At 68.6% G+C, this 24,526-nt stretch carries 28 protein-coding genes and 1 tRNA gene; 18 read left to right on the top strand and 11 right to left on the bottom strand.

Going from position 1 to position 24,526, the window contains the following annotated elements:
- Positions 1-154 precede the first annotated feature (154 nt).
- Positions 155-1,351 (bottom strand): MFS transporter, encoded by a 1,197-nt coding sequence (locus tag ABZX12_RS13640; RefSeq protein ID WP_355692922.1) that lies wholly within the window; start codon positions 1,349-1,351, stop codon positions 155-157.
- Between the two features lie 62 nt (positions 1,352-1,413).
- Here ABZX12_RS13640 and ABZX12_RS13635 point away from each other — a divergent pair, with 62 nt between their 5' ends.
- Both ABZX12_RS13635 and ABZX12_RS13630 read left to right on the top strand, forming a co-directional pair.
- Positions 1,414-1,818, top strand: coding sequence for a helix-turn-helix transcriptional regulator (locus ABZX12_RS13635; protein ID WP_355692920.1), 405 nt, complete (start codon positions 1,414-1,416; stop codon positions 1,816-1,818).
- Between the two features lie 42 nt (positions 1,819-1,860).
- Positions 1,861-2,637, top strand: a complete 777-nt coding sequence (locus tag ABZX12_RS13630) for a GNAT family N-acetyltransferase (protein WP_355692918.1) — start codon at positions 1,861-1,863, stop codon at positions 2,635-2,637.
- Between the two features lie 28 nt (positions 2,638-2,665).
- Here ABZX12_RS13630 and ABZX12_RS13625 read toward each other — a convergent pair whose 3' ends face one another.
- Positions 2,666-3,238 carry a TetR/AcrR family transcriptional regulator gene (locus tag ABZX12_RS13625; protein ID WP_355692916.1) on the bottom strand — a complete coding sequence of 191 codons (573 nt, stop codon included), beginning with the start codon at positions 3,236-3,238 and terminating at the stop codon, positions 2,666-2,668.
- 37 nt (positions 3,239-3,275) lie between these two features.
- Here ABZX12_RS13625 and ABZX12_RS13620 point away from each other — a divergent pair, with 37 nt between their 5' ends.
- Entirely contained in the window at positions 3,276-3,656 is a 381-nt protein-coding gene (locus tag ABZX12_RS13620) for a nuclear transport factor 2 family protein (RefSeq protein WP_355692914.1), read from the top strand.
- Positions 3,653-3,853, top strand: a complete 201-nt coding sequence (locus ABZX12_RS13615; protein ID WP_355692912.1) for a heavy metal-associated domain-containing protein — start codon at positions 3,653-3,655, stop codon at positions 3,851-3,853. Before ABZX12_RS13620 ends, ABZX12_RS13615 begins: the two co-directional genes overlap by 4 nt.
- 122 nt (positions 3,854-3,975) lie before the next feature.
- On the opposite strand, the gene ABZX12_RS13610 is transcribed toward ABZX12_RS13615, so the two are convergent.
- A complete protein-coding gene (locus tag ABZX12_RS13610) occupies positions 3,976-6,432 on the bottom strand; it encodes a Tex family protein (RefSeq protein ID WP_355692911.1) in 2,457 nt (818 codons plus the stop codon).
- Between the two features lie 151 nt (positions 6,433-6,583).
- Here ABZX12_RS13610 and ABZX12_RS13605 point away from each other — a divergent pair, with 151 nt between their 5' ends.
- Complete coding sequence (locus ABZX12_RS13605; protein ID WP_355692909.1) at positions 6,584-6,991, top strand: hypothetical protein; 408 nt, start codon at positions 6,584-6,586, stop codon at positions 6,989-6,991.
- Between the two features lie 5 nt (positions 6,992-6,996).
- On the opposite strand, the gene ABZX12_RS13600 is transcribed toward ABZX12_RS13605, so the two are convergent.
- Positions 6,997-8,481 carry a DHA2 family efflux MFS transporter permease subunit gene (locus tag ABZX12_RS13600; protein ID WP_355692907.1) on the bottom strand — a complete coding sequence of 495 codons (1,485 nt, stop codon included), beginning with the start codon at positions 8,479-8,481 and terminating at the stop codon, positions 6,997-6,999.
- A gap of 60 nt (positions 8,482-8,541) precedes the next feature.
- Positions 8,542-9,159 (bottom strand): DUF624 domain-containing protein, encoded by a 618-nt coding sequence (locus ABZX12_RS13595; protein WP_355692905.1) that lies wholly within the window; start codon positions 9,157-9,159, stop codon positions 8,542-8,544.
- Positions 9,160-9,235: 76 nt separating this feature from the next.
- Here ABZX12_RS13595 and ABZX12_RS13590 point away from each other — a divergent pair, with 76 nt between their 5' ends.
- From ABZX12_RS13590 to ABZX12_RS13565, 6 genes are all read left to right on the top strand, one after another.
- Positions 9,236-10,291, top strand: coding sequence for a substrate-binding domain-containing protein (locus ABZX12_RS13590; RefSeq protein WP_355692903.1), 1,056 nt, complete (start codon positions 9,236-9,238; stop codon positions 10,289-10,291).
- A gap of 32 nt (positions 10,292-10,323) precedes the next feature.
- A complete protein-coding gene (locus ABZX12_RS13585; RefSeq protein ID WP_355692902.1) occupies positions 10,324-10,593 on the top strand; it encodes a hypothetical protein in 270 nt (89 codons plus the stop codon).
- Between the two features lie 52 nt (positions 10,594-10,645).
- Positions 10,646-10,780, top strand: coding sequence for a hypothetical protein (locus ABZX12_RS13580; RefSeq protein ID WP_355692900.1), 135 nt, complete (start codon positions 10,646-10,648; stop codon positions 10,778-10,780).
- 136 nt (positions 10,781-10,916) lie between these two features.
- Positions 10,917-12,191: an extracellular solute-binding protein gene (locus ABZX12_RS13575; protein ID WP_355692898.1), complete on the top strand. Its 1,275-nt coding sequence runs from the start codon at positions 10,917-10,919 to the stop codon at positions 12,189-12,191.
- Positions 12,188-13,126 (top strand): sugar ABC transporter permease, encoded by a 939-nt coding sequence (locus tag ABZX12_RS13570; RefSeq protein WP_355692896.1) that lies wholly within the window; start codon positions 12,188-12,190, stop codon positions 13,124-13,126. Before ABZX12_RS13575 ends, ABZX12_RS13570 begins: the two co-directional genes overlap by 4 nt.
- Positions 13,119-14,021, top strand: coding sequence for a carbohydrate ABC transporter permease (locus ABZX12_RS13565; protein WP_355692894.1), 903 nt, complete (start codon positions 13,119-13,121; stop codon positions 14,019-14,021). The genes ABZX12_RS13570 and ABZX12_RS13565 overlap by 8 nt, the downstream gene beginning before the upstream one ends.
- A 224-nt stretch (positions 14,022-14,245) precedes the next feature.
- On the opposite strand, the gene ABZX12_RS13560 is transcribed toward ABZX12_RS13565, so the two are convergent.
- On the bottom strand, positions 14,246-14,782 hold the full coding sequence (locus tag ABZX12_RS13560) for a TetR/AcrR family transcriptional regulator (protein ID WP_355692892.1): 537 nt from the start codon (positions 14,780-14,782) through the stop codon (positions 14,246-14,248).
- Positions 14,783-14,931: 149 nt separating this feature from the next.
- On the opposite strand from ABZX12_RS13560, the gene ABZX12_RS13555 reads away from it, so the two are divergent.
- Complete coding sequence (locus tag ABZX12_RS13555; RefSeq protein WP_355694281.1) at positions 14,932-15,735, top strand: nitroreductase/quinone reductase family protein; 804 nt, start codon at positions 14,932-14,934, stop codon at positions 15,733-15,735.
- On the opposite strand, the gene ABZX12_RS13550 is transcribed toward ABZX12_RS13555, so the two are convergent.
- Genes ABZX12_RS13550 through ABZX12_RS13535 form a run of 4 tightly spaced genes read right to left on the bottom strand, consistent with a single transcriptional unit; the run spans position 15,730 to position 19,999 of the window.
- Positions 15,730-16,485, bottom strand: coding sequence for a class I SAM-dependent methyltransferase (locus tag ABZX12_RS13550; protein WP_355692890.1), 756 nt, complete (start codon positions 16,483-16,485; stop codon positions 15,730-15,732). The genes ABZX12_RS13555 and ABZX12_RS13550 overlap by 6 nt on opposite strands.
- 8 nt (positions 16,486-16,493) lie before the next feature.
- Positions 16,494-16,961 (bottom strand): lincomycin resistance protein LmrB, encoded by a 468-nt coding sequence (locus tag ABZX12_RS13545; RefSeq protein ID WP_355692888.1) that lies wholly within the window; start codon positions 16,959-16,961, stop codon positions 16,494-16,496.
- Between the two features lie 21 nt (positions 16,962-16,982).
- Positions 16,983-19,301: an FtsX-like permease family protein gene (locus ABZX12_RS13540; protein WP_355692886.1), complete on the bottom strand. Its 2,319-nt coding sequence runs from the start codon at positions 19,299-19,301 to the stop codon at positions 16,983-16,985.
- Positions 19,298-19,999, bottom strand: a complete 702-nt coding sequence (locus ABZX12_RS13535) for an ABC transporter ATP-binding protein (protein ID WP_355692884.1) — start codon at positions 19,997-19,999, stop codon at positions 19,298-19,300. The genes ABZX12_RS13540 and ABZX12_RS13535 overlap by 4 nt, the downstream gene beginning before the upstream one ends.
- Before the next feature lie 120 nt (positions 20,000-20,119).
- Between ABZX12_RS13535 and ABZX12_RS13530 the strand changes: the two genes are divergently transcribed.
- The 3 genes from ABZX12_RS13530 to ABZX12_RS13520 are packed head-to-tail and all read left to right on the top strand — an operon-like array spanning position 20,120 to position 22,410.
- The gene (locus tag ABZX12_RS13530) at positions 20,120-20,905 is read left to right on the top strand and encodes a histidine kinase (RefSeq protein WP_355692883.1); all 786 of its coding nucleotides are present in this window, start codon (positions 20,120-20,122) and stop codon (positions 20,903-20,905) included.
- Positions 20,902-21,552, top strand: coding sequence for a response regulator transcription factor (locus tag ABZX12_RS13525; protein WP_355692881.1), 651 nt, complete (start codon positions 20,902-20,904; stop codon positions 21,550-21,552). The genes ABZX12_RS13530 and ABZX12_RS13525 overlap by 4 nt, the downstream gene beginning before the upstream one ends.
- Positions 21,553-21,570: 18 nt before the next feature.
- Positions 21,571-22,410: an aminoglycoside phosphotransferase family protein gene (locus ABZX12_RS13520; RefSeq protein WP_355692879.1), complete on the top strand. Its 840-nt coding sequence runs from the start codon at positions 21,571-21,573 to the stop codon at positions 22,408-22,410.
- A gap of 45 nt (positions 22,411-22,455) precedes the next feature.
- Here the strand turns inward: ABZX12_RS13520 and ABZX12_RS13515 are convergent.
- Positions 22,456-22,543: transfer RNA gene (locus ABZX12_RS13515), tRNA-Ser, on the bottom strand.
- 96 nt (positions 22,544-22,639) lie between these two features.
- Between ABZX12_RS13515 and ABZX12_RS13510 the strand changes: the two genes are divergently transcribed.
- From ABZX12_RS13510 to ABZX12_RS13500, 3 genes are all read left to right on the top strand, one after another.
- Positions 22,640-23,149 carry a sigma-70 family RNA polymerase sigma factor gene (locus tag ABZX12_RS13510; protein ID WP_355692877.1) on the top strand — a complete coding sequence of 170 codons (510 nt, stop codon included), beginning with the start codon at positions 22,640-22,642 and terminating at the stop codon, positions 23,147-23,149.
- Positions 23,146-23,553 (top strand): hypothetical protein, encoded by a 408-nt coding sequence (locus ABZX12_RS13505; protein ID WP_355692875.1) that lies wholly within the window; start codon positions 23,146-23,148, stop codon positions 23,551-23,553. The genes ABZX12_RS13510 and ABZX12_RS13505 overlap by 4 nt, the downstream gene beginning before the upstream one ends.
- A gap of 120 nt (positions 23,554-23,673) precedes the next feature.
- The gene (locus ABZX12_RS13500; protein WP_355692873.1) at positions 23,674-24,171 is read left to right on the top strand and encodes a GNAT family N-acetyltransferase; all 498 of its coding nucleotides are present in this window, start codon (positions 23,674-23,676) and stop codon (positions 24,169-24,171) included.
- The last annotated feature ends 355 nt before the right edge of the window (positions 24,172-24,526 follow it).

Genomic DNA, 24,526 nt, shown 5'->3' with positions numbered 1-24,526 from the left:
GAGTAGGGAAACCCTACGAACCTGCAGGTCAGCGCCCTCTGCGCGGCATCGTCGAGGCGGCTGGAAAGCGTGTCAAGAATGGCTGCAGGTATTTGCAGATAACGATTCGGCGTCCGCCGCTTATTCGACGGCGATAGAAATCTATGACGTCCTGCTAACCCTTTGCGCGCGACTGCTTACGTACCGGCAGCAAATGTGCCGGATGGCGCGGTACAGCGGTGAGCGTGACAGCCGCGGCGCCGACCGCGAGGGCGGCGATGACGTTCAGGGTCAGCGGCAGCCCGAGGACGAGAGTTACCGTGGGTGCTGCCAACGCTCCGATGAGCAGGGCGAGTGAGTCGGCGGCGAAGAAGATCGCGCTGACGCTCGCGAGGACCTCCGGTGGAGCGGCGCGCTGGATCGTCGTCTGCGCCGTGATGAGCAGGATGCTGCCCGGTAGGCCGATGAAGACCGCGGCGACGATCGCGATCGGGACGTTCGGGGCGTTGAAGAGCGCGAAGAACGCCGCGGCGGTCGCGAGTTGCGTCAGGGCGAGGAGTTCGCGGGTGCCCAGCAGGCGGGCGGCCTTCGTGCTCAGCGCGGCGCCGAGGAGGTATCCGGCGCCGAGGCCGGAGATCAGGTAGCCGACGACGTACCCGGGCGCGTGCAGGCGTCCGACGGTGAACGGTACGAGCAGCGCGGTCAGGCCGGCGTTGGCGGTGAGGAACGCCGTCTGGCCGATCAGGATGCCGCGCAGCGCCCGGTGCTCGATCGTCGCCCGGAATCCTTCGAGCGGCCGGGGCGGTGCACCGGCGGCGCTGTGCCGGCGGGTGCGGATCGTCGCGATGATTGCCGCAGACAACAAATAGCTGGCGATGTCGACGGCGAGCACGAACTCGATACCGGGTCCCGCCAGCAGCAGTGCGCCGAGCGGCGGCGCGGCCAGCCGGATCGCGCTGCCGGTGGCTGCGTTGACCGCGTTCGCGGTGGCCAGCTCCTTGCCGGTGCCGACGACCGCCGGGAGCAGCGCACGGGCCGCCGGCCGGAACACCGTCGTCGCGGTGTTCTCGAGCAGGATCGCGAGGTAGATCGGCCAGCTGCGGCCGTGGTCGGCGGACAGGATGAGCCCGACCGCCGCCGCGCTGACCAGGTCGGCGATCCACATCGCCCGGGCCAGGTTCCAGCGGTCCAGCAGGACGCCGGCCCAAGGGCCGATCAGGAGTGCCGGGAGGGCCTCCAGTGCCAGGGTCAGACCGGTCGCGACCGCGGATCCGGTCAACGCGAAGACGTGGAAGGGGATCGCGACCACCAGCAGCCACGATCCGATGCCGGAGATCGCGCCGCTGAGCCAGAGCCGCCGGAAGTCCCTCACGCCGCCGGAATCTATCTTGTCGGGATAGACATCGGCAAGAGTGTTCTGTGAAGATAGGTTGCATGGAGCTTGGCGACGTCCTGCGCGACCGTCGGAAGGCGGCCGGGCGGACCATCGCGTCGGTGGCCGTCGACGCCGGTCTGTCCGTGCCGTACATCGCGAACCTCGAGAACGGTCGCGGCAATCCGACCCTCGCCGCCCTGGACCGGCTCGCGACCGCCCTCGGTGCGCGGCTCGAGGTCCGCATCGACGACGAAGAACCGTCGGCTGCGCCGTCGGGTGCCGCCGACTTGCTGGCCGCGTCCGGCCGGGCCGAAGCGGTCGTCACCGCCATTGCGAGCGGGAGATCTCGGGCAGCGACGCGTCGCGAGCTGATCGCGACTCTCGACGCGCTCGCCCTCCTCCTGGGCCGTCCCCCGACGGCCGCCGATCTCGATCGACTGCTCGACCTCCTGCTGCTCGCGTAACTGGCTCGCGTGGCCACAGATGGTCGTCGTAGGGTCCGCGACATGGAGATCGGGGCGCGGATCGCGCGGGCGCAGGTGGACGGACTGGCGAGGTCGCGGCGGCAGATCGTCGCGGGACCGTTGGTGGGGATGCTGCACGACCAGGACGAGTGGTACCTGTCGACGATGGTCGCCGCCGAACCCGGGCAGCCCTTCGCGCCCGAGGAGGTCCCGCCTGCGCTGGCTGTCATCCGTCAGGCCTTCGCCGCCGAGGACCGCTGGCTGAGCGCCGAACTCGTCGACGAGGCGAGCCCCGGCCTCGCCGACGCGCTCGCGGCGAACGGGATGACGCTGGTGTCGCGTCTCCCGCTGCTCGTCGCCGAACCCGACGACCTGCTCGTACCTGAGCTTCCGGCCGGCGTGACGGTGAAGGTCGTTGCGTCCGACGAAGACCAGAAACAGGCGAACGCGGTGGCGGCGACGGCGTACGAGATGGCTGACGCCAACTTCGCGTTCAAGCCCGACCCGGCCGACGGCGGCGCAGTCCTCGTGTCCGTCGACGGCGTGCCGGCCGCGACCGCGGCGTGGACCGCAGTGGCCGACGGCGTGACCGAGGTTGCCGGCGTCGGCACGATCCACGCCCACCGACGCCGCGGCCTCGGCGGCATCGCCACGGCGTACGCGACGCTGAAGGCGTACGAGCTGGGCGGCGCGACGCTGGCCTGGCTGACTCCGGGCGACGACGGCGCAGACCGCGTCTACCGGCGCCTCGCCTACGCCCCCAAGGCCACCGCCGTCCACCTCGGCGACCCCGGCGGTCACCTCGCCGACCTTCGCTGAACGGACGATTCCGCAGTCAGGGCCGCAGTCAGGGCTGGAGCACGCGGGTGATGGTGGTGTGCAGGGTCTTGTTGGCCGTCCGGGGGCTGACGCGACCGGCGGCCACGGACTCGCCGGCCGCGTGGCCCAGGGCGATCAGTGTCGTGACCAGCCATTGGGCGGGGAGGTCGCGGGTGATCTCGCCTGTGTGTTGACCGCGGCGGATCAGGCGTTCGAACCGGTCGGTCACCGGGTCGTGGCGTTCGTCCTGGGCACCGGTCTGCGGTAGGTGCAGCAGGAGTGGATGCCGCTCGAACGCGCGCCAGGCCAGGTCGATCAGACGGAGCACATTGCTCAAGGCCGGTCCCTCGTCCAGGTTGAGGGCGTCGATGGCAGTCAGTGTCTCGGCAGTCAGCTGGTCGAGTACGGCGTTCAGCAGGGCGTCGCGGGACGAGAAGTGGGCGTACACGGTCTGGCGCGTGACGTTCGCTGCCTCGGCGATGCGTTCGAGGCTCGCGTCGGGCTGCTCGTCCAGGAGGGCGACAGCGGCGGCGAGGATCGCCGTACGGCTGCGGTCGGCGTCCGCGCGGCGGCGTCGTCGTACGGGCTTGTTCTCTGACACCTTGTCAAGGTTAGCGGAGCTGGTTATCTTTGACGGCATGTCAGATTTAAGCGCCCGAGAGTTCGTCGCCGACTTCTTCGAGTCGTTCACCCGGGAGGTGGTCACGGGCGGTGACGCCGCGGCGATCGTCGACCGGTACTACACGCCCGACATCGAGCAGGTGGCCGACGGCGTCACGCTCGACCGGCAGCGGCTGATCGACCACCTCCGCCCGGTGCGGAAGAACCTGGTGTCGTTCTCGTACGACGTGCACGAGGCGATCCGCGCCGGCGATCGGGTGGCGGCGCGGTTCACGATCCACGCGGAACTGCGGGCCGGGCGCACGATCGCGACCGAGGTGTTCCTGTTCGGCGAAGTGGCGCCGGACGGGCGGATGCGCCGTACGACCCAGGCCACGCGCACCGTGAGCGCGGCGTGACGACGTTCCGGGTGCTGGGGATGACCTGCAGCCACTGCGTCGGGTTCGTGACGGAGGCGCTCAAGGAGTTGCCTGGCGTCGAATCGGTCGAGATCGACCTGTCGACCGGGACGGTTGCGCTGGTGACCGACCGGCCCGTCGAACCCGCGGCGATCCGGGCCGCGGTGGACGCCGCCGGCTACGAGGTCGAAGGGTGACGGACCACGTCGGCTTCGCGACGAGCCGAGTCGTGGCGTTCGGCTGCCACCCAAGATGAACGAGTCGTGGACTTTGGCGCTTTCCTACAGCCAAAGCCCACGACTCGACGAAGCGCGGCGGGTCAGCGGACGGTGAAGCCTGCCTTGCGGAAGGCATCGGCCAGGGAGGTCTCGTCCATGGAGGTCTCGGTCGGGGTGCCACGACCGCCGGATCCCCGGCCGGCCTGACCGCCCGAGCCGCCGCGGCCGCTCTGACCGCCGGGTCCACGACCCTGGCCGCCCGGTCCGCGACCACCTGAACCACGGCCCTGGCCGCCGCCCTGCCCGCGGCCCTGCGCGCCGCCCTGGCCGCGGCCCTGCGCGCCGCCCTGACCGCGACCGCCCTGGCCACCGGCCTGACGACCGCCGGAGCCGACCTCGTCGTCCAGGCGCAGCGTCAGCGAGATCCGCTGCCGCGGGATGTCCACCTCGAGCACCTTCACCGTGACGATGTCGCCCGGCTTGACCACCTCGCGCGGATCCTTGACGAAGTTCTTCGACAGCGCCGACACGTGCGCCAGCCCGTCCTGGTGGACACCGATGTCGATGAACGCGCCGAACGCGGCCACGTTCGTGACCTGGCCCTCCAGGCGCATCCCCGGCTTCAGGTCCGCGATCTTGTCAACGCCCTCGGCGAACACCGCGGTCTTGAACGCCGGCCGCGGGTCGCGGCCCGGCTTCTCCAGCTCGGCGAGGATGTCGGTCACCGTCGGCAGACCGAACATGTCGTCGACGAAGTCCGCCGCCTTCAGCCGCTTCAGCTCCGAGGATCCGATCAGCGACTTCACGTCGGACCCGGTCGCGTCCAGGATCCGGCGGACGACGGGGTACGACTCCGGGTGCACGCTGGACGCGTCGAGCGGGTCGTCGCCGTCGGGGATCCGGAGGAACCCGGCCGCCTGCTCGAACGCCTTCGGCCCCAGCCGCGCCACGTCCTTCAGCGCCGTCCGGGACGTGAACGGCCCGTTGACGTCGCGGTGCTGGACGATGTTGTCCGCCAGGCCGGGCGTGATCCCGGAGACCCGCGTGAGCAGCGGCGCGGACGCGGTGTTCAGGTCGACGCCGACCGCGTTCACACAGTCCTCGACGACCGCGTCGAGCGAGCGGGACAGCGAGTTCTCCGGGAGGTCGTGCTGGTACTGGCCGACGCCGATCGACTTCGGGTCGATCTTCACCAGCTCGGCCAGCGGGTCCTGCAGGCGGCGCGCGATCGAGACCGCGCCGCGCAGCGAGACGTCCATCCCGGGCAGCTCCTGGGAGGCGAACGCGGACGCCGAGTACACCGACGCGCCGGCCTCCGACACGACCGCCTTGGTGAGCTTGAGCTCCGGGTGCTTGGCGATCAGCTCGGCCGCCAGCTTGTCGGTCTCGCGCGACGCCGTACCGTTGCCGATGGCAATCAGCTCGACGTTGTGCGCGGCCGCGAGCGCGGCCAGCGTGGCGATCGACTTGTCCCACTGGTTCTGCGGGACGTGCGGGTAGATGACGCCGGTGTTGACGACCTTGCCGGTCGCGTCCACGACGGCGACCTTCACACCGGTCCGGAAGCCCGGGTCGAGGCCCATCGTGGCGCGGGTGCCGGCCGGTGCGGCCAGCAGTAGATCGCGCAGGTTGGCCGCGAACACCCGGATCGCCTCGTCCTCGGCGATCTGCCGCAGCCGCATCCGCAGGTCGATGCCGAGGTGCACCAGGATCTTCGTCCGCCAGGCCCAGCGGACGGTCTCGACCAGCCACTTGTCGGCCGGGCGGCCCTGGTTCTCGATGCCGACCTTGCGGGCGATCGTGGTCTCGTACTCCGTCGGGCCGTCCACCTCGACGCCGGCGGGCAGCGGCTCGACGGAGATCGTCAGCACGTCCTCCTTCTCGCCGCGGAACAGCGCGAGGATCCGGTGCGACGGCATCTTCGTGAACGGCTCGTCGAAGTCGAAGTAGTCCGAGAACTTCGCGCCCTCGGTCTCCTTGCCCTCCCGGACCGTCGACGCCAGCCGCCCCTGCTCCCAGAGCCGCTCGCGCAGCGCGCCGATCAGGTCGGCGTCCTCGGCGAACCGCTCGACCAGGATCGCCCGGGCGCCGTCGAGCGCCGCCTGCGGGTCCGGGACCTCGGCGTTCACGAAGACCGCGGCTGCGGCGATCGGCTCGACGTCCGGGTCGGCCATCAGCCCGTCGGCGAGCGGCTCGAGGCCGTTCTCCCGGGCGATCATCGCCTTGGTCCGGCGCTTCGGCTTGAACGGGAGGTAGATGTCCTCCAGCCGGGACTTGGTGTCGGCCGCCAGGATCGCGGCCTTCAGCGCGTCGTCCAGCTTGCCCTGGCTCTCGATCGACTCGAGCACCGTCTGCCGGCGCTCCTCCAGCTCCCGCAGATACCGCAGGCGCTCCTCGAGGGTGCGCAGCTGGGCATCGTCCAGCATCCCGGTGACCTCTTTGCGGTACCGCGCGATGAACGGGACCGTCGACCCCTCGTCCAGCAGCGCCACCGCTGCCCGCACCTGGTTCTCACCGACCTCCAGCTCCTCGGCGATCCGCTGCTCGATCGACTGCACCACCACTGTCCGTTCCCCTCTACGCCCGACAACCACCGAGCATTCTGCCCCGGTCAGGTCCCATATCCTTCCCCATCCCACCCCCCACCCCGAAACCCGTCCCACCCCCACCTGTGGACAACCCGTGCAATCATCACGCGGGAGGGAATACATGGGGCAGTTCAAGCAGTACATCGAGTCGTACGATCCGTCGGCGGTGCGTCGGATCTTCTACGTGGTTGTGCCGCTGGCGGCGATCGTGCGGGCGGTGGCCACCCGTCAGTTGGAGCCCGTCCTGCTGGCCGCGTTTCTCGTCGTCCTGTTACTGCCGCCAGGTATCGCCCCGAAGGGTGCGGCTCAGATGGCTGCCTATCTGGAGGCCCGACCCGTGCTGGGCTCGGTGCACACCTTCTTCGTACTGACCTGCGGTGGCTTCGTGCTTCTGGCCAGCTTCCTGTCGCGGCACCTGAGCCTTCTGTTGGCTGTCGGCCTGGGGTTGTCGGGGGTGGTCGGTCAGCTCTGGCGTTGGCGGCGTACAGCGAGCTCCCCGCGGCCGGGTGGGCGCGGGGAGCTCGGCTGAGTGGGTCAGGCGGCTTCGCAGAGGAGGTCTTCGGGGGCGGCCTCGGTGGTCGGCTGCTTGGCGGGGCGCATCACGGTGGCGGCGATGGCGACTGCGGCAGCGACGATGGCGGCGGCGACGGCGAAGGAGAGGTGGTAGCCGTCGGTCAGGGCGTCCAGGACCGGCTTGGTGTCGGCGACCGCGGCGGTGCGGGTGGCGGACAGGGTGGCCAGGACGGCCAGGCCGAGGGCGGCGCCGACCTCGCCCATGGTGCCGATCAGGCCGGAGGCCAGGCCCGCGTCCTCGGGCTTCACGTCCGCCATCGACAGACCCATCAGGGCCGGGAAGCAGATACCACCGCCCAGACCCAGCAGCGCCAGGACCGGCAGGACGTGGACGAAGTAGTTGCCGCCGACCGGGGCCTGGGTGAACAGCGCCAGCCCGATCACGATCAGCACCAGTCCGGCGATCAGCGGACGCCGCGGGCCGAAGCGCATCACCAGCTTCTCGGAGTACCTCACCGACAGCAGCCCCATCACCACGGTGGTCGGCAGGAAGGCCAGTCCGATCTGCAGAGCGTCGTAGCCGAGCACACGCTGCAGGTACAGCGAGCCGAGGAAGAAGATGCCGAACATGCCGGACGCAGACAGCGCCTGCACCAGGTTCGCGCCGGTCAGCGTGCGGGAGCGGAAGATCCGCAGCGGCACCAGCGGGTTCGCCGCGGTCGCCTCGCGGACGACAAACCCGGCCAGCAGCACCAGCGTGACCGCGGCCAGCACCAGGGTCCGCTGAGCGGTCCAGCCCAGCTCGGCAGCCGGCTTCACGATCGTGAACACGCCGACCATCAGCGCCGCGGTGATCAGCACCGCCCCCGGTACGTCGGTGCCCTTGCCGATGCCCAGACCCTTGTCCTTCTCGATCAGTTTCACAGCCAGCGCGACGGTCAGCACGCCGATCGGCAGGTTCACGAAGAAGATCCAGTGCCAGCTGATCGCCTGCGTCAGGACGCCGCCCGCCAGCAGACCGATCGACCCGCCGGCCGACGCGACGAACGCGTACATGCCGATCGCCTTGGCCTGCTCACGCGGCTCGGGGAAGAGCGTGACGATCATGCCCAGGATGACCGCGGAGGTCAGCGCACCGCCGACGCCCTGGATGAACCGGGCGATGACCAGCACCTCCTGGGACCCGGCCAGACCGCACAGTACGGAGGCGGCGGTGAAGACGACCAGTCCGGCAGTGAAGACGTTCCGCCGCCCGAGGAGGTCGCCCAGCCGCCCGGCCAGCAGCAGGAGGCCGCCGAACGCGATCAGGTACGCGTTCACCACCCAGGCGAGGGATGAGCTGGTGAAGCCGAGGTCGTCCTGGATGGCCGGCAGGGCCACGTTCACCACGGTCACGTCGAGCACGATCATCAACATGCCCGCGCACAGGGTGTACAGAGCCAGCCAGCGCGAGCGGCCGCCCTGCGCGGCCGGCGTCGTCGCCAGGGTGTCGGTCGTCGCGTACATTCCGGTTCTCCTTGCAGTCCGTCGTAGGGGCCTTACACCTCTACGTCGAACCAGGAGGACTCAGATTGACACGTCCTCAGAAGTTTTTTCGCGACGCGTCCGGGACAGCGTGTACGCGGTCAGCGCTGGGACCAGTCCGGACCCGACAACGAGCAGTGTGGGCAACTGCGACGCCAGCGCGAACCAGGTGAGCAGTACGACGACCCCGCCTGCCACTGGAAGCGGTCGGCGCAACAGGAACAAGTTGGCGGACCGGAACAGCGACTTGAACGTAGCGGTCTCCGGCGCGTCCGGCAGGATCGCCAGGCCGCTCAGATAGAGCCCGAGGATCATGCCGGTCAGCGGAATCAGCACCGCGAGCGCGAAGATCCGCACCGGGCCGTCGGCGTACGCCCAGAACGAGATCCCGAACGCCAGCATCACGCCGCCGACCCACAGCCCGAACGCAGGCAGCCAGAACCGCTTCATCGCCCAGCCGAACTCGTGGAAGAACCGCCGCAGCAGCTTCGGCTTCTCCTGGCTGATCGCGTCCGGCACCACCCGCTGCATCGCGAACGCGGCCGGGAACAGCGTCAGGATGCCCAGGCTGATCACGACGAACACGAGCTGCAGCATCAACAGGTCGCCGACGACCGCCAGCTTTCCCAACACGGTGCTCGTCCGGCCGGCCTTCTCCACCGATCGCCTCCTCGTTCCGTACGGGCGGGTCCTGATCGTATGATCACGAACAATCACGGACAGACCAGGGGATCACATGCTTGCACAGGAGCGCCACGAGCTGATCCTGCGGAGCCTGCGCCGGCACGGCCGGCTCCGGGTGGCGGACCTGGTCGCCGAGCTGGGCGTCTCCGCGATCACAGTACGCCGGGACCTGGCCGAACTGGACTCGGCCGGGCTGCTCCGCCGGGTGCACGGCGGCGCGATCGGCGTCGGGACCGCGGAACAGGGCGCGCACGGCAGCCGGCTGACGATCGGCATCGTCGTCCCCAGCGCCACGTCGTACTACTCCGAGGTGATCCGCGGCGCCGAGGCGATCGCCGACCGGTACGGCGCGCGGCTGGTGCTCGGCGTCTCCGGGTACGACGTGACCACCGAGCGTGAAAGGCTCGACAAGGTGCTCGGGATCGGCGTCGCCGGACTGCTGATCAGCACCGCGCTCGGCGACGGCGACGCGGACCGGCTGGACAGCCGGCTCGACGACATCGACGTACCGGTGGTGCTGATGGAGCGCGCGTTCGGATTCCCGCACGCGGCCCGCGAGTACGACCACGTCCGCACCGACCACGCGTACGGCGCGATGCTGGCGCTGCGGCATTTCCTGGCGCTCGGCCACCGCCGGATCGCGATCAACCTGCAGGCCACGGTCACGGCGTACTGGCTGCGCCGCGGCATCGAGTCGGCCGCGAAGGCACTCGGCGTCGACGTGTTCCTCTCACCCGTCGACCTGCCGATGCGCGGCGACGACCCCGGCGCGATCGCCCAGCTGGACGCGTTCCTCGCCGAATGCGAGCAGTTCGGCAGCCGCGCCGTCCTGGTGCACTCCGACGAACACGGCGCCCGCCTGGTCGAACGCGCGATGGACCTCGGCCTGCGCGTCCCCGAGGACCTCGCCGTCATCGCCTACAACGACGTCACCGCGTCCCTGGCCGTGGTACCTCTCACCGCCATCTCCCCACCCCGCCGAGCCCTCGGCGAGACCGCCTGCGACCTCCTCCTCCGCAAACTCGAGTCCCCCACCACCCCCGTCCAGCACCTCAGCCTCCTCCCCACCCTCAACATCCGCACCTCCTGCGGCACCGCCGACAGATAACGTCAGAGGACTGCGCCCACGGGAGGACGACCATGGGGTACGCCGAGTTCGAGGCCGAGTACAAGCGGGTGTACGAGGTAATCCTCAACGGCCGCGGCGACCGGGACCTGAGCGCAGACGTCGCACGACTCTCGGCCCTGGCCGCCCAGATCGACGACGAGGACGACCGCGAAAACGCGTACCTGATGCGGATCGAGAACGCCACCCCGGAGGAAGCAGGCGCGATCGGCTCCATGGAGCACGTACTGCGAATGCTGGCCGACGCCTTGCGCTTGCAGGAGAGCGCCGGCAGCCGCACCTGAAGCGCACGGCCCGCGGGTGGAGTCGGAGAACTGTGCGACGGGGAGGATTGCGATGGAGTATGCCGAGTTCGAGGTCGAGTACAAGCGGGTCTTCGAGGTAATCCTCAATGGCCGCGGAGACCGGGACCTTACCGACGACGTCGCCCGAGACGCAGCGCTGACAAGGGCTGGCACCCCGGAACTTTGATCGGTCTCGTTCCAGTCGTGATCGAATGTGATCATTCGAGCGCTTGGGTATTGACGAGGAAAGCCCTTTCCCATACTTTCGCTGCACTTAGGGGTCGTAGGCCCCGGCTGAACAAAGTCAGCGAAGGAGTTCCCCTGTGAGACGTGGAGTGGGACTGACCCTGCTGGCCGCTGCGCTCAGCGTCGTGGTCAGCAGTTGTGGCAGCGGGGTGATCGACAAGAGCACGGACGGCGTGCCCCCGGCCGAGGCGACCGGGACGCTGCGGGTGCTGCTCCCGTCCTTCCCGCCCAGTGCGAAGGGCAAGGCGGAGTTCCAGAAGGTCGTCGACGACTTCCACAAGGCCTATCCGAAGATGAAGGTCGAGCCGGACTTCGCGACGTACAAGAACCTCAACGAGAAGATGTCGACCGCGATCGCGGCCGGCATCCCGTACGACGTGATGGTGACCGGCGTCGGCTGGGTGCAACCGTTCGCGTCGAAGAACATCTTCGAGGACCTCGGCAAGTACGGCGTGACCCCTGACTACATCAGGGACAAGAGCACCCCGGCGCTGATCCCGGCGGTGACCTACGACAAGAAGCTGTACGCCTATCCGCTGATCGCCGACGCCCGCGCCGTAGCGCTGCGCAAGAGCGCGTTCCGCGAGGCGGGCCTGGACCCGGACAAGCCGCCGACGTCGCTGGACGAGATCAAGGTCGCCGCCGAGAAGCTGACCAAGCGGGACAAGGACGGCAACATCACCCGCAGCGGGTTCGACCTCGCGTCGGCGACCGGGTTCCGGCAGTCGTTCGTGACCTTCCTGGCCTCGACCGGTACGCCGCTGTACGTCGGCGGCGAGCCGAACTTCGACAACCAGCAGGGTCTCGACACGCTGTTGTGGATCAAGTCGATGATCAACAACGTGCAGCCGTACGGCCAGACCAACGCGGCGCAGCAACCCCTGGTGCTGACTGGTGAGGCCGCGATGGGCATCGTCAACGGCGGCGTGGACTGTTCCGCCGAGGGCATCGGCCAGAAGAACTGTGACGACCTGAAGTTCTTCCGTTTCAACAGCGGCAAGGAGATCGAGTACGTCGGCGGTGACCTGGCCTCGATCGGGTCCCGCAGCCGGCACAAGGACGCGGCCTGGTCGTTCATCCAGTCGCTGACCAAGCCGGCCACGCTGGACGCGCTGGCCAAGCTGAACAAGAAGGTCCCGGCCTACAAGGACGCGAGCAACTCGCCGCAGGCGAAGTCCAACCCGCTCAGCCAGTTCGTCGCGGACGGCCTGGTCTATGCGGTCAACGAGAACGAAGTGCCGTCCAACTGGCTCGAGATGCGCGGCAACTTCGACATCCAGCTCACCCAGGCGGTCCTCGGACAGAAGGACCCCGCCAAGGTGCTGCACAACCTGGCAGGACAATCACGATGAGCACAACTCTTGAACGTCCCGCACTTGCCACTCCACGCAAGGTGAGCCCGTCCAAGGACGGTCGCACGCTGCTCCGCAGTCAGGCCCGGGCGGGCTGGGCCCTGCTCACGCCCGCGTTGCTGCACTCCGGCGTCTTCATCGTGATCCCGGTGATCGCGGTGCTGGTGCTCAGCCTCACCGACTACAGCTTCGGTGACACCTGGGCCTGGGTCGGTTTCGGCAACTACGCCGACCTGTTCCGCGACGTCGACTTCCTGGCCTCGCTGTGGCACACGGTGCTGTACGCGATCGTGGTGATCCCGATCTCGATGGCGATCTCGCTGGCGGTCGCGATCGGGCTGAACCAGAAGATCCGCGGCCTCGGGTTCTTCCGGACGGCGTTCTACATCCCGACCGTGACCGCGACCGTCGCGGTGGCCACGATCTGGCTGTGGATCTACAACCCGGGCTCGGGCTTGGCGAACGGCTTCCTCAGTCTGTTCGGCTTCGCGCCGAACCGGTGGCTGGCCGACCCGGCCACCGCGCTGCCTTCGCTGATGGTGGTCGGCATCTGGCAGGGCCTCGGGACCAAGATCATCATCTACCTGGCCGCGCTCCAGGGCGTGTCCCGCGACCTGGTCGAGTCGGCCGAGCTGGACGGCGCGGGCCGCTGGCAGCGGTTCGTCAACGTCACCTGGCCGGCCATCGGCCCGGTCCAGTTCTTCGTCCTGATCACGTCGATCGTCGGGACCTTCCAGGTGTTCGACCTGGTGTACGTGATGACGCAGGGCGGCCCCGGATCGGAGACCCGGGTGCTGGTGATGGACATCTACCAGAACGCGTTCCAGGACCTGAAACTCGGCTACGCGTCCGCCGAGACCGTGATCATGATGATCGTGATCGCGCTCTTCATCGGCGTCGGGCGCCTGCTCCAGAAGGCGGATGCCAATGACTAGCGTTTCGTTGCCGGCGGTGGGTTCGGCGAAGCCGTCGGCGTTCCGGCCCGGCCGGATCCTGCTGTACGTCGTCCTGCTGGTCGGCGCGCTGCTGATGATCACGCCGTTCGTGTGGATGCTGCTGACTGCCTTCAAGAGCAACCTGGAGATCACGAAGTTCGGCTGGCTGCCGGGGGAGCTGCGCTGGCGGAACTTCGTCGAGGCGATGCAGACCGCGCCGTTCCTGCGGTATTTCCGCAACAGCCTGTTCATCGCGGTCGGCGAGACCGCGTTCACGCTGGCGGTCTGTACGACGGCCGGGTACGCGTTGGCGAAACTGCCGATCCGCGGCGGCAAGACGTTGCTGAACTACTTCATCGTGCTGCTGCTGGTTCCGTTCCAGATCATCCTGGTGCCGCTGTTCCTGATCGTGAAGTCGATCCCGCTGTTCGGCGGCAACAACATCCTCGGCCAGGGCGGGATCGGCTGGCTGAACTCGTGGTGGGGCCTGATCATCCCGCTCGGCGCGGCGCCGTTGTTCACGTTCCTGGCGCGGCAGTTCTACGTCTCGCTGCCGGACCAGCTGGCGCAGGCCGCCCGGGTGGACGGGCTGGGCGAGTTCGGCATCTTCTGGCGGATCATGACGCCGCTGATCAAGCCGGCCCTGATCACGATCGCGGTGTTCCAGATCGAGGCCGCCTGGAACGGGTTCCTCTGGCCGTTGATGATCACCACGTCGGACGATCTGCGGCCGCTGCAGCTCGGGCTGGCGATCTTCTCCCAGAACCCGGCGGAGATCCAGTGGCCGTACCTGATGGCCGGGACGGCGCTCGCGACGCTGCCGATGATCGTGCTGTTCGTCTTCGCCCAGAAACGGTTCGTCGAAGGAATGGCGAACGTGGGCATCAAGGGCTGAATCCTCGAACAGGTGCTCACCCCGCCCCGGGTGAGCACCTGCGAGGCCCCCTCCACATGCGGTGGTCCCGAAGAAACACCGGAGTTTCCCACTCGGTCCCCCCGCTGGGTCACTCACCCGTTTATCGGCGCAGTGTGGCCCTCGTTACAACAATCGTGAGGTTTTTTCGCCGATCCGTGCGACGATTTCCTTTCGCATGCATTCGGCGACGGTCCGTGAGCGAATCAGTGCAGGTGGCTGTGGACGACGTAGCGGACCATCGGCCCGAGATCGGTCGTGCCGAGGAGCTCCAGCGCGTGCGTCGCGCGAAGCGTGGCCAGGCCGTGCAGGTTCGTCCACAGCGCGGTGGCACGGAGCTCGGCATCGGCCGGGTGCAGCCGGGCGACCAGGTCGACGAACGTCCGGAACAGCGGCAGCGAGGTCGCGCGCAGATTGCCGCCGGCACCGGCCAGCAGGTCGTGACGGAAGATCAGGTCGAACATCCCGGGCCGCTCGGCGGCGAATTCCAGGTACTTCGTCGCGGCCGCGACCAGCTGCTCCTCGGGCGGTCCGTCGCCGTCGGGCTCGAGACGGTCGGCGAGATCCCGCAGGCCGGTCGCGGCGATGGCGGCGAGCAGCGAGTCGTGGGTCGGGAAGTAGCGGCGCGGTGCACCGTGCGAGACGCCCGTACGGCGCGCGATCGCGCGCAGCGTGAGGTCGGACAGGCCGTCCTCCTCGAGGAGTTCGACCCCGGCCTGGACGAGCCGATCGGGCAAGGACACGTACGGTAGTATCGCCGACGTGACTGCCGGGTCGGCTTCGAGCCATTACCGAGTTGGGTCCCCGGCTGCGTTCTGAGCGCCGCGCGGGCCCCGCCCCGCTTCTCTGTTGTCTGCGAATTCCTTTGTCATGACACCAGAGAGAGAAGCGAATCCTGAACGATTTCACCGCACAACTCATTGCGGAGTTCAAGGCCAACGACGGTAAGGTCGGCGGTCCTTTCGAGAACTCCCGGTTGTTGCTCCTGACAACCACCGGCGCGCGCACCGGTGAACCGCGCACCGCGATCCTCGGGTACTACCCGGACGGCGACCGGGTCCTGGTCGTCGGCTCGGCCGGCGGCGGCCCGAAGCATCCGGGCTGGTACCACAACCTGCTCGCCGACCCCGAGGTCCACATCGACCTGGGCCTGTTCGACTATCCGGCGACCGCAGTCGTCCTGCGGGACGCGGAGCGCGACGAGGTGTTCGCGCGACTCGTCGAGGCCGACGCGGGATGGGGCGAGTACCAGCAGCGCACCACCCGGACGATCCCGGTGGTCGCGCTGGTCCAGAAGCCGGGGCCGCCGCCGCACGGCGGAGGCTCGTTCGCCGAGGCGTTGCAGACCATCCACACGGCGTTCCGGCGCGAGCTCGCCCTGATCCGGCACGAGGTCGCCACCTCGGGCACGCTGGGCGCACAGCTCCGCATCAACTGCCTGACCGTCTGCCAGGGCCTGCACTTCCACCACACCGGCGAGTCGACGATGTTGTTCCCGTCGCTGCTGGAGCAGCACCCGGAGCTGGCGGACGTGATCGCCGTACTCCAGACGGAGCACGACCAGATCGCCGTACTGCTCGAGGAGCTCAAGCGTCTGGTCGGTGCTCCGGACGTCCTGGCCCAGGTCGACGAGCTGATCGCGCAGCTCAACGCGCACCTGGACCGCGAGGAGGCGGAGCTGCTGCCTTATCTATAGCGGCCGTTGCGCCAGCAGCGCGTAGGAGTTGGGGAGCCGGCCGGACCACGCTGCGGCGCACGTGTCGTCCTGCGGGCGCCAGAACGGCTCGGCGTACTCCTCGAGGACCTGGAGCTGTAGACCGGCTTTCGTGACCGCGGTGACGATCTGGCCGAGCGTCCACTGCCATTCCTGGGCGCCGTTACCCGGGAACGTGTCGTTGATGTGCGACTTGGCGAAGTAGCTCCGGTCAGGTCGGATCCGCGGCTCGTCCTGGTCCCAGGTCCACAGCGGTACGGCCGGGTGCGCCTCGTACACGAAGAGGTGTCCACCCGGTCGTACCACCCGGGCCGCGTCCTGCGCCCAGGCGTCGATGTCCCGCATCCAGATCAGCGCGCCCTTGCCGGTGTACACGAGATCGGCCGATGCGTCCTTCAGCGGTACGCCGGGGACCTCGGCCACGACGTACCGGCAGTTCACGCCCAGGTCGTCGGCCCGGCGCTGCGCCGCGCCGGCCGCCACGGAGCTGTAGTCGACACTCACGACACGTTCGGCGTCGGCCTTCACCAACGCCACGTCGTCCAGCCCGTGCCCACTCTGGAAATGCACCACCACCGGCCGTCGCGCCAGGACCGGCGCCAGCAGCTCCCGCTCCCGCGCGAACAGCTGCTCGTCCCCACGAGCCTCCGCCAGTAACTCGTCGTACTCGTGAACGTGCTTCTGCGAAGCCTGCTCCCACACCACCCGATTGCCCGCGACGACTTCGTCCATGCCCTAAGTCAGCCCAACCCCAGCTCTTCGAGCAACTGCATATCGTGCAGGTCCACCGGCCTCAGCTGGTAGCCCCGGTGCGACCGGAGCTGCGCACTGAGCGGCATACAACGCACCGGCCGCCCGCCGATCCACCCTTCGACGGCAGGCGGTATGAGGTACGCGTTGCCGTCGAAGTCAAGCTGCTCGGTCCCGCCGTCAACCGGTGTACTGGGGTGCAGGTCCACGCGATGCCCCTCGGCCGCATGTGTCAGCTGCACCGTGACCTGCACGAACCGGGCATCCGTCACGGCGTACCCCAGTCGTTCCAGGACCTGCACCACCTCATCCAGCTGCGGTCTGGCCACACCTAGGTCCAGATCCCCGTGGGGCCGCGTCTGCCGCCCCACCAGCGCATCCACACCCCAGCCGCCGTCCACCCAGACGTCCAGCGGCTTCAGCGCGTCCAGCAACTGCAACACCCGCTCCGGCGTCACCGTGCGACCTCCTGTCCAGGCTCACTCGTTGTGGAGGACCTCGGCGATCGTGGCGCGGGCGGCGGCGCGGGCCGGGAAGTACGCACCGGCCGCGGCGATCACGATGCCGGCGAGGACCAGCAGGGCGAGCAGACCCGCAGGGTATACCTCGAGCATGAAGTCCGGCAGCTCGATTTGGGCGCCGTTGGCCATCGCCGGGACGACCAGGCGGTGCGCGACGATCCCCAGTGGGATGCCGAGCAGGCCGCCGACCGCACCTACCGCGGTCATCGACGTCACGACCATCGCGGTGACCTGTGCGGGCGTCATACCGATCGACTTGAGCATGCCCAGGTCGCGGCGGCGTTCGCGGGTGTTGAGTACGACGGTGTTGAACACACCGAGCGCCGCAACGGTTCCCAGCATCAGCGTGAGCAGGACTACGGTCGCCAGTACGACGGCCACGAAGGTGCCGGGGTCCTGACCGGGCGTCTCCTCCAGACCGGAGTCCTTGGCCTGCACCGCCTTCACGACTGCGTCGAGATCGGTCCCCGCCTTCACGTTGACCTCGTACAGGTTGGCCCGGAGCTCTGGTGCGATGAGCGCGAGCGTTGCCCAGTTGGACAGCGCCTCGTCGCCGGAGTTGTACATCGCCTTCCCGACGATCTGCGCCCGTACGCTCTTGCCCCTGGACTGCAGTGTGATCGTGTCGCCGAGAGCCAGGCCGCGCTGCCGCAGGAACCGCTCCGACACGACCACCTGGCCTGGTCCGTCGAACCAGCGTCCGTCCAGGATCCGGTACCCGAGTTGATCGAAGTCGCCGCGGTAGAACGAGACCCGGACGTCCGTTCGTGTCCCAGGCAGCCGCATTCCCAGGTCCGTGCTGGCAGCCACGGACGTGACACCGGGCGTTGCCCGCAGTACGGCCTCGTCTTCGGCGTCGGTCAGCTTGGCGCCAGGGGGCGCACCCGGCGGCGCCTTGCCCTCGGCGCCGCTTTGGCCGGCGAACATCGTCAGGTCAACAGCATCCGCTCGACTCGCCGCGGTCTGGTAGGTCGTCAGTGACTTCCCCAGCCCGACAGCCAGCGTCACGCTGGTCACTCCGAGCACCACTGCCGCCAGGGTCAGCGCCGTACGTCCAGGACGCGCGAACGGCATGCCCAGCCCCAGACTGACCGCCCGCGGCAGCCGGGTCCCACTCAGCGACCGCTGTACTCGTAGCCCTCGTCCGGCCCTCGGTGCGCTCCCCGCACTGATCGCCTGAGCCGCTGACAGACTGCGTGCTCGCAACGCCGGCAACAGGGCAGACAGCGCAACCAGAGCAGGCACGCCGAGGAGCGTCGCGACGTCGACCCAGATCGGCACGCCCAGCCCGCCGGCGCCGTAGTTCTCGAAAGCCCTTGTCAGCAAGGACGTCGCGAGTACGTTGCCGAGCACCACACCGGCGGCGCAGCCAACGACGGCCGGGATGGAGATCATCCCCAGGTACACCGTCATGACCTGTGTCGGCGTGAATCCCAGTGACTTCAGAACGCCGATGTGCTTGAACCCTGCGACCACAGCGCCGCTGACGACGTTGGCCACGATCAGTACGGCGACGGCGAGTCCCAGCCATCCGAACACCATCAGGAACGGTACGAACGTGTTGGGCTCGCCCGCTGCCATCGCTCGCAACGCCAGGTACGACTGGGTGCCTATGAGGGCATCGGACGGCAGACCGGCCGTCACGCCCTGCTGGCCCGCCGTGACGTCGGCGTTCGTCGCAGCGTGTGCGAAGCGATAAAGCATCTGCGTCGCCGTCGGGTGCAGTGCGTTCATCTGCTCCGGTGTCACCCAAGCATCGGCCGACTGGCTCACGCTGTACGCAAACCCGACGATGGTCAGCGTCTGACCGCCCGCTGTCATGGTGCCGTTCAGTTGCGGACCCCCGCGTCCCTCTTTGTCGACCGGGTTCCGGTTGAGCACGATCTCACCCGGCTTGGTTGCCCAGCGCCCCTTCCACACATTCAGCCGATCCACAGCACCACCTGGATCAGCACGGCCCACCGTCACCAGTGAATCCATCAGCTGCGTGTGGCCGAGCTCAAGCGTCGCCTGCGCGAACGGTCCGGCGACAGCGGCCGCACTCCGCGCCGCCGCCGTCAGTTGCGCGTCGGTCACCTTGCTCCGGTCATACGACGCCGTCAGCTGGGAACCGCTCTGCTTGGCGTACGCGTGGTCGAACGGTCCGCTCGACGCGGCCAGGAGGCCCAGTGCGACCACGATCATCGTTGTGGAGAGCAGGACGACGACGCCGATCACGACGGTCTGCACGCGACGCCGTCGTACCGCTGCCCGCGCGACCGGCCAGACGGCGCTCACGGCGTACGCTCCAGACTGCGCTCCCCGGCGATCTGTCCGTCGAGGAAGTCGATGACCCGGCTGGCGCAGCGTGTTGCGAGCTGCTGGTCGTGTGTCACCAGCAGGAGCGTCTGACCGATCTGGTTGAGGTCCAGGAGCAGATCCATGACCTGCTCGCCGGCCCTGGTGTCGAGCGCACCCGTCGGCTCGTCGGCGAGCAGGATGGCGGGGCGGTTCATCAGTGCGCGGGCGACTGCTACCCGTTGCCGCTCACCCCCGCTCAACTGTGCCGGGTAGGTGTTGCGGCGTCCAGCGATGCCCAGCTCCTCGAACAGCTCGAGCGCGCGCTTCCGTGCGTGTGCTGCCGACGTACCGGTGAGCTGTGCCGCCAGCGCGACGTTGTCGAGAGCTGACAGGTCGTCCAGCAGGTTGAAGAACTGGAAGATCATCCCGATCCGCCGGCGCCGGAACAACGCCAACCCCTTCTCGTCCAGCGTGCCCAGATCGTCGCCGTGCACCACGACCGATCCCGACGTCGGCCGGTCCAGTCCGGCGACCATGCTGAGCAACGTCGACTTGCCGCTGCCCGACGGTCCCATCACCGCGACCGCCTCGCCCGCGTGGATCTCCAGCGACACCCCGTCGAGCGCGGCGGATTCGCCGTACTCCTTGCGTACGGCGGTGAGCTGTACGACCGCCTGTCCGTTGTCCTCCGTCATGCTCCTCACGCTAGAGCCGCGGAACGGTCGCTGACGTCAGCCTGCCGGGCTAAAGTGCGCGCCTTGTCATCCTGGAGATGTACGACCTGCCACGCATTCTTTGGGACAGTGGATCTCGTGATGTGGTTGCTGGTAGCGCTGCTGGCTGTGGTGGCCGGTCTGCTCGCGTTCGCCTCTGTGCGCGCTCGGCGTGCCCATACGCGTGCGTTGGAGGAGCGCGGCTGGCTGCTGGAACGGGAACGGGAGACCGCGGCGCGGAAGGCGGTCGACGCGGAGCGGGCGCGGATAGCACACGACCTGCATGACATCGTCAGCCACAACGTCAGCGTCATGGTCATCCAGACCGGTGCGGCCCGGCAGGTGCTGGCAACGTCACCCGACGAGGCGGAGGCGGCTCTCCTCGCGGTAGAGGCCGCGGGCCGCGACACCATGGCAGAACTGCGGCATCTGCTCGGTGTGCTCGCACCGAAGGCGGACGGGGCCGAAGAGGACGCGCTGTCGCCGCAGCCGAGTCTGACGCGCCTGGGCGAGCTGATCGATCGGATCGCGTTCGCCGGTCTTCCGGTCGAGGTGCGGATCTCCGGCGACCCGGTTCCGCTACCAGCCGGCGTCGACGTCACGGCGTACCGCATCATCCAGGAGGCGCTCACCAACGCGCTCAAGCACGGCGACGGGAACACGGCCGAGGTGACCGTTCGCTACGCGTCGCACGCGCTCCGGGTCGAGATCCTGAACACCGGGCCGAGCGTCCTCACCGGAGGCCGCCCGGTCGCGTCCGACGGTGAGGGGCGGGGGCTGCTGGGGCTGAAGCAACGCGTCGCCGTGTACGGCGGGCAGCTGGACGCCCGCCGACGCCTCGGCGGCGGCTTCCGGGTCCGCGCCAAGCTCCCACTGGAGCGCCCGTGACGACGCGGGTCGTGATCGCGGATGATCAGGCTCTGGTCCGCACCGGCTTCCGGATGATCCTGTCCGCGCGCGGCATCGAGGTCGTCGGCGAGGCCGCGGACGGCGTCGAGGCAGTGGACGCCGTACGGCGCCTGCACCCGGACGTCGTCCTGATGGACATCCGCATGCCCACCATGGACGGCCTGGAAGCCACCCGCCGCATCCTCGCCACCCCGACCAGGTGCCGGATCCTGATCCTCACGACGTTCGACCTGGACCAGTACGTCTACGCCGCCCTGTCCGCCGGCGCCAGCGGCTTCCTGCTCAAGGACGTGACCCCCGAACACCTGGCCGCCGCCGTCCGCCTGGTCACCACCGGCGACGCCCTCCTGGCCCCCTCCATCACCCGCCGCCTGGTAGAACGCTTCGCCACCCCCGCACCCACCCTGCACCGCGACCTGTCGTCCCTCACCCCCCGCGAACTGGAAGTCCTCACCCTCATGGGCCAAGGCCTCTCCAACGCCGAGATAGCCACCGCCCTCACCCTCAGCGAAGCCACCGTCAAAACCCACGCCGCCCGAATCTTCGCCAAACTGACCCTCAGAGACCGCTCCCAAGCCGTAGTCCTCGCCTACGAAACCGGCCTGATCACCCCAGGCGACCACTGACCTGGCGTACGCTCGGCCATGAGGGAAAGCAGCCTGCTGACCTGGGCCGCGGCGGCGGTCGGCCCAGTGCTCGAGATCAGTCCACTCCATGGCGACCAGGGCCCCTGGCGCCTGACCACCGCCGACGCGCGCTACGTCTTACGGGCACCGACTCCACGCATCGATGCGCCGATGATCGCGACGGGCGCCGCGGCACTCCAAGTCGCCGAAAAGCACGACCTGCCTGCCCCGCGCCTGGTCGACGTCGATCTGTCCGGCTCGGATGCCGGCGTACCCGCCACTCTCGAGACCCTTGTGCCTGGCACATCGACATGGACAGTCGGAACCCCCGAGAGCCTTCGCGTTGCTGGAGCCGCGTTGGCCCACCTGCACTCTGTCCCGATGCGTCCGCAGGCCCATCTCCCATTCCGCCCACGCCCCATCGCCGTGGACGACTTCGCCCGCGACCGCCGCGCCGGTCACCTGCCCACCACACCGCTCTTGTCCCGGGCCGACGACCTCGTCACCGCGCACGGTCTGCCCAGTGAGCGGTCCGTCTACCTCCACGGCGACGTGTGGCCCGGAAACCTGGTCTGGTCCGGCCATCACCTCGAAGCCTTCATCGACTGGAAGACCGCCGGCGTAGGCGCGCCCGGAGTAGACCTCTCCGAACTCCGCAAACAAGCAGCAATCAGCTTCGGCCCTGACGCCCCCGCCCACGTCCTCACCGGCTGGCAACAAACCGCCGACACCCCAGCTCAACACGTCGCCTACTGGGACGCCGTAGCAGCCTTGAACACCCCCACCACCCTCTACAGCCCCACAGCCACCACCCGCCGCAACCACTTCCTACGCCAGGCCCTCCACCATCTCCCCTGACAAAGCACCAGGGCGACCCCCATTTCTGAGAGCCGCCCTGAAGAGTGGCGGAGGATACGAGATTCGAACTCGTGAGGGGTTGCCCCCAACACGCTTTCCAAGCGTGCGCCCTAGGCCTCTAGGCGAATCCTCCAAGCGGAGAGGATACCGAGGCGGCGCGGGAATCCGAAATCGGGGGCGTGAACCTGGTGGGCGGGTGGGGCGACTGTGGGGGTGAGGGAGGTGACGCGTGGAGTCGGGTTGGGTCGACGTGGTGGTGCGGGCTCAGGTGGGGGAGCGGGAGGCGGTTGCTGAGCTGGTGCGTGGGTGGCACGAGGCGGTTTGGTCGTATGTGCGGCACATGCTTGGCCGCGAGGAACTGGCCGACGACGTGTCGCAGGAGGTCTGGCTGGCCGTCGTGCGGGGTCTGCCGCGGCTCAAGGAGCCGGAGCGGTTCGCAGCGTGGCTGTTCACCATCGCTCGGCGCAGCGTGGTCAACCACTTGCGGCAGCGGTACGCCGACCAGCCGCGGGTCGACGCGGACGAGGAGCCCGACCCGGCGGATCACGTGGTCGACAGGGTCGACGTACGGCGGTTGCTCGGCGGCGTGCCTGTGATGGAGCGGGAGGTGCTGGTGCTGTTTCACCTGGAGGACCTCAGCTTGGAGGAGTGCGCAGAGGTGCTCGGCGTACCGGTGGGGACGGTCAAGTCCCGTCTGCATCGGGCACGCCGGCTGCTGAGGGAGGAGGCGGGCTCGTGATCTCGGCAGAGGACACCATCGCGGGTCTGCACGACGCGCTCTCGCTCCGGCGCCGCGTTCGGTCGCTGGTGCAGCTCTGCGGCGCCGCTGCGGTGGTCGGATTCGTCGTGGTGCTCTGGCTGACCGAGGACGGGCTGCCGGCCAGGACACAGGCCGGCTTCGCAGCCCTAGTGCTCGTAGGACTCGCTGTTATGACCAGGGCGGTCTACGTACTGCGTCAGCGCGGTCACTTGTTCGCCAAGGACAAGGTGATCGCCAGCTCGATCGCCTCCGGGTTCGCAGTGCTGCTGGCGATCGGGCTCGCGCTCGTCGGCCACGGCAGACTCGGCCCACCGTTCGTACTGGCGGCGGTGGCCTACCTCTTGTTCACCCATCGAGCGAAAAGACGACTGGAGCGACGATGAAACCGATCGGACCCTTGGCGATCGCCCTCAGGCGTTTCGGGACCAGGCGGGTCGGCCTGGTGCTCGCAGCGGTGCTGATCCTGCTGCTGGTGATGGGGCTGCTCATCTAGGGTCGGCTGCATGGAACTGCGCCCCATCACCCCGGCAGATGTCGACACGGTGCAGGAGCTGATCGAGTCGGATCCGGGGTACACGGAGCGGATCACCGGCCATCCGCCGGGTGAGTCAGACGCCCAGAGCTTGTTGATGATGCGTCCGGAGGACCTGCGGCCCGAGGAGTCGAAGGTCGTGCTGGGGGCATTCGACGACGGTCAGCTCGTTGCCGTTGTCGACCTGCTTAGGGGCTTCCCGAACGAGCACACGGCGTTCATCGGGCTCCTCGAGGTTCACGCGACCCGCCAGGGTCACTGGTACGGCGGGACGACGTACCGGCTCCTTCAGCGGTACGTCGAGACCACCTGGCCCGAGGTCCGGACCATGCGGCTGGGTGTCGTCGACACGAACGCCCAGGTCGCCACTGGATTCTGGCGGCGGCAGGGGTTCGAGGCGACGGGTGAGATTCGCCCGTACCGGTACGACTGTGAGGATGAGGTGGTGCCGCCCCGGATCGTGGTCTGACCCGCGTTACGACTGGCCCTTGGGTGCCTTGTGTTTGATCTGTCGACTGCGCGTCCGGGGCGGCGCTTGCTGCCGTCGGGTCGGTCAGGCGTGTCTCTATAGGGGCCTTGCCCGTAACAAGGCACCGTCACAGTCCTGACCGTCTGGACCGACCCGACGACGGCCATCCGTTCCCGAGCCGTCAGGAGACGAACGACCTTGCCCAGCATGCCCTACCCAACTGCACCGGCGATTCCGTCCGACCCTGCCGAGGTCGTGCCGGGGGTTGATACGCACAAGGACGTGCATGTCGCGGCGGTACTTACCGCGATGGGTGTCCTGCTGGCCACCGCCACGTTCCCGACAACAGCGGCCG

The organism is Kribbella sp. NPDC003505, assembly GCF_040610875.1.
Lineage (GTDB): Bacteria > Actinomycetota > Actinomycetes > Propionibacteriales > Kribbellaceae > Kribbella.
The sequence above is the reverse complement of the archived record's forward strand: the minus strand, read 5'-3'. Positions and strand labels throughout refer to the sequence as shown.

Excerpts from the sequence above, each read along its gene's own strand:
- ABZX12_RS13500 (WP_355692873.1), top strand. The coding sequence starts at position 23,674 with ATGGAACTGCGCCCCATCACCCCGGCAGATGTCGACACGGTGCAGGAG.
- ABZX12_RS13580 (WP_355692900.1), top strand. The coding sequence starts at position 10,646 with ATGGAGTATGCCGAGTTCGAGGTCGAGTACAAGCGGGTCTTCGAGGTA.
- ABZX12_RS13570 (WP_355692896.1), top strand. The coding sequence starts at position 12,188 with ATGAGCACAACTCTTGAACGTCCCGCACTTGCCACTCCACGCAAGGTG.
- ABZX12_RS13565 (WP_355692894.1), top strand. The coding sequence starts at position 13,119 with ATGACTAGCGTTTCGTTGCCGGCGGTGGGTTCGGCGAAGCCGTCGGCG.
- ABZX12_RS13630 (WP_355692918.1), top strand. The coding sequence starts at position 1,861 with ATGGAGATCGGGGCGCGGATCGCGCGGGCGCAGGTGGACGGACTGGCG.
- ABZX12_RS13585 (WP_355692902.1), top strand. The coding sequence starts at position 10,324 with ATGGGGTACGCCGAGTTCGAGGCCGAGTACAAGCGGGTGTACGAGGTA.
- ABZX12_RS13530 (WP_355692883.1), top strand. The coding sequence starts at position 20,120 with ATGTGGTTGCTGGTAGCGCTGCTGGCTGTGGTGGCCGGTCTGCTCGCG.
- ABZX12_RS13590 (WP_355692903.1), top strand. The coding sequence starts at position 9,236 with ATGCTTGCACAGGAGCGCCACGAGCTGATCCTGCGGAGCCTGCGCCGG.
- ABZX12_RS13520 (WP_355692879.1), top strand. The coding sequence starts at position 21,571 with ATGAGGGAAAGCAGCCTGCTGACCTGGGCCGCGGCGGCGGTCGGCCCA.
- ABZX12_RS13605 (WP_355692909.1), top strand. The coding sequence starts at position 6,584 with ATGGGGCAGTTCAAGCAGTACATCGAGTCGTACGATCCGTCGGCGGTG.
- ABZX12_RS13620 (WP_355692914.1), top strand. The coding sequence starts at position 3,276 with ATGTCAGATTTAAGCGCCCGAGAGTTCGTCGCCGACTTCTTCGAGTCG.
- ABZX12_RS13600 (WP_355692907.1), bottom strand. The coding sequence starts at position 8,481 with ATGTACGCGACGACCGACACCCTGGCGACGACGCCGGCCGCGCAGGGC.
- ABZX12_RS13550 (WP_355692890.1), bottom strand. The coding sequence starts at position 16,485 with ATGGACGAAGTCGTCGCGGGCAATCGGGTGGTGTGGGAGCAGGCTTCG.
- ABZX12_RS13535 (WP_355692884.1), bottom strand. The coding sequence starts at position 19,999 with ATGACGGAGGACAACGGACAGGCGGTCGTACAGCTCACCGCCGTACGC.
- ABZX12_RS13635 (WP_355692920.1), top strand. The coding sequence starts at position 1,414 with ATGGAGCTTGGCGACGTCCTGCGCGACCGTCGGAAGGCGGCCGGGCGG.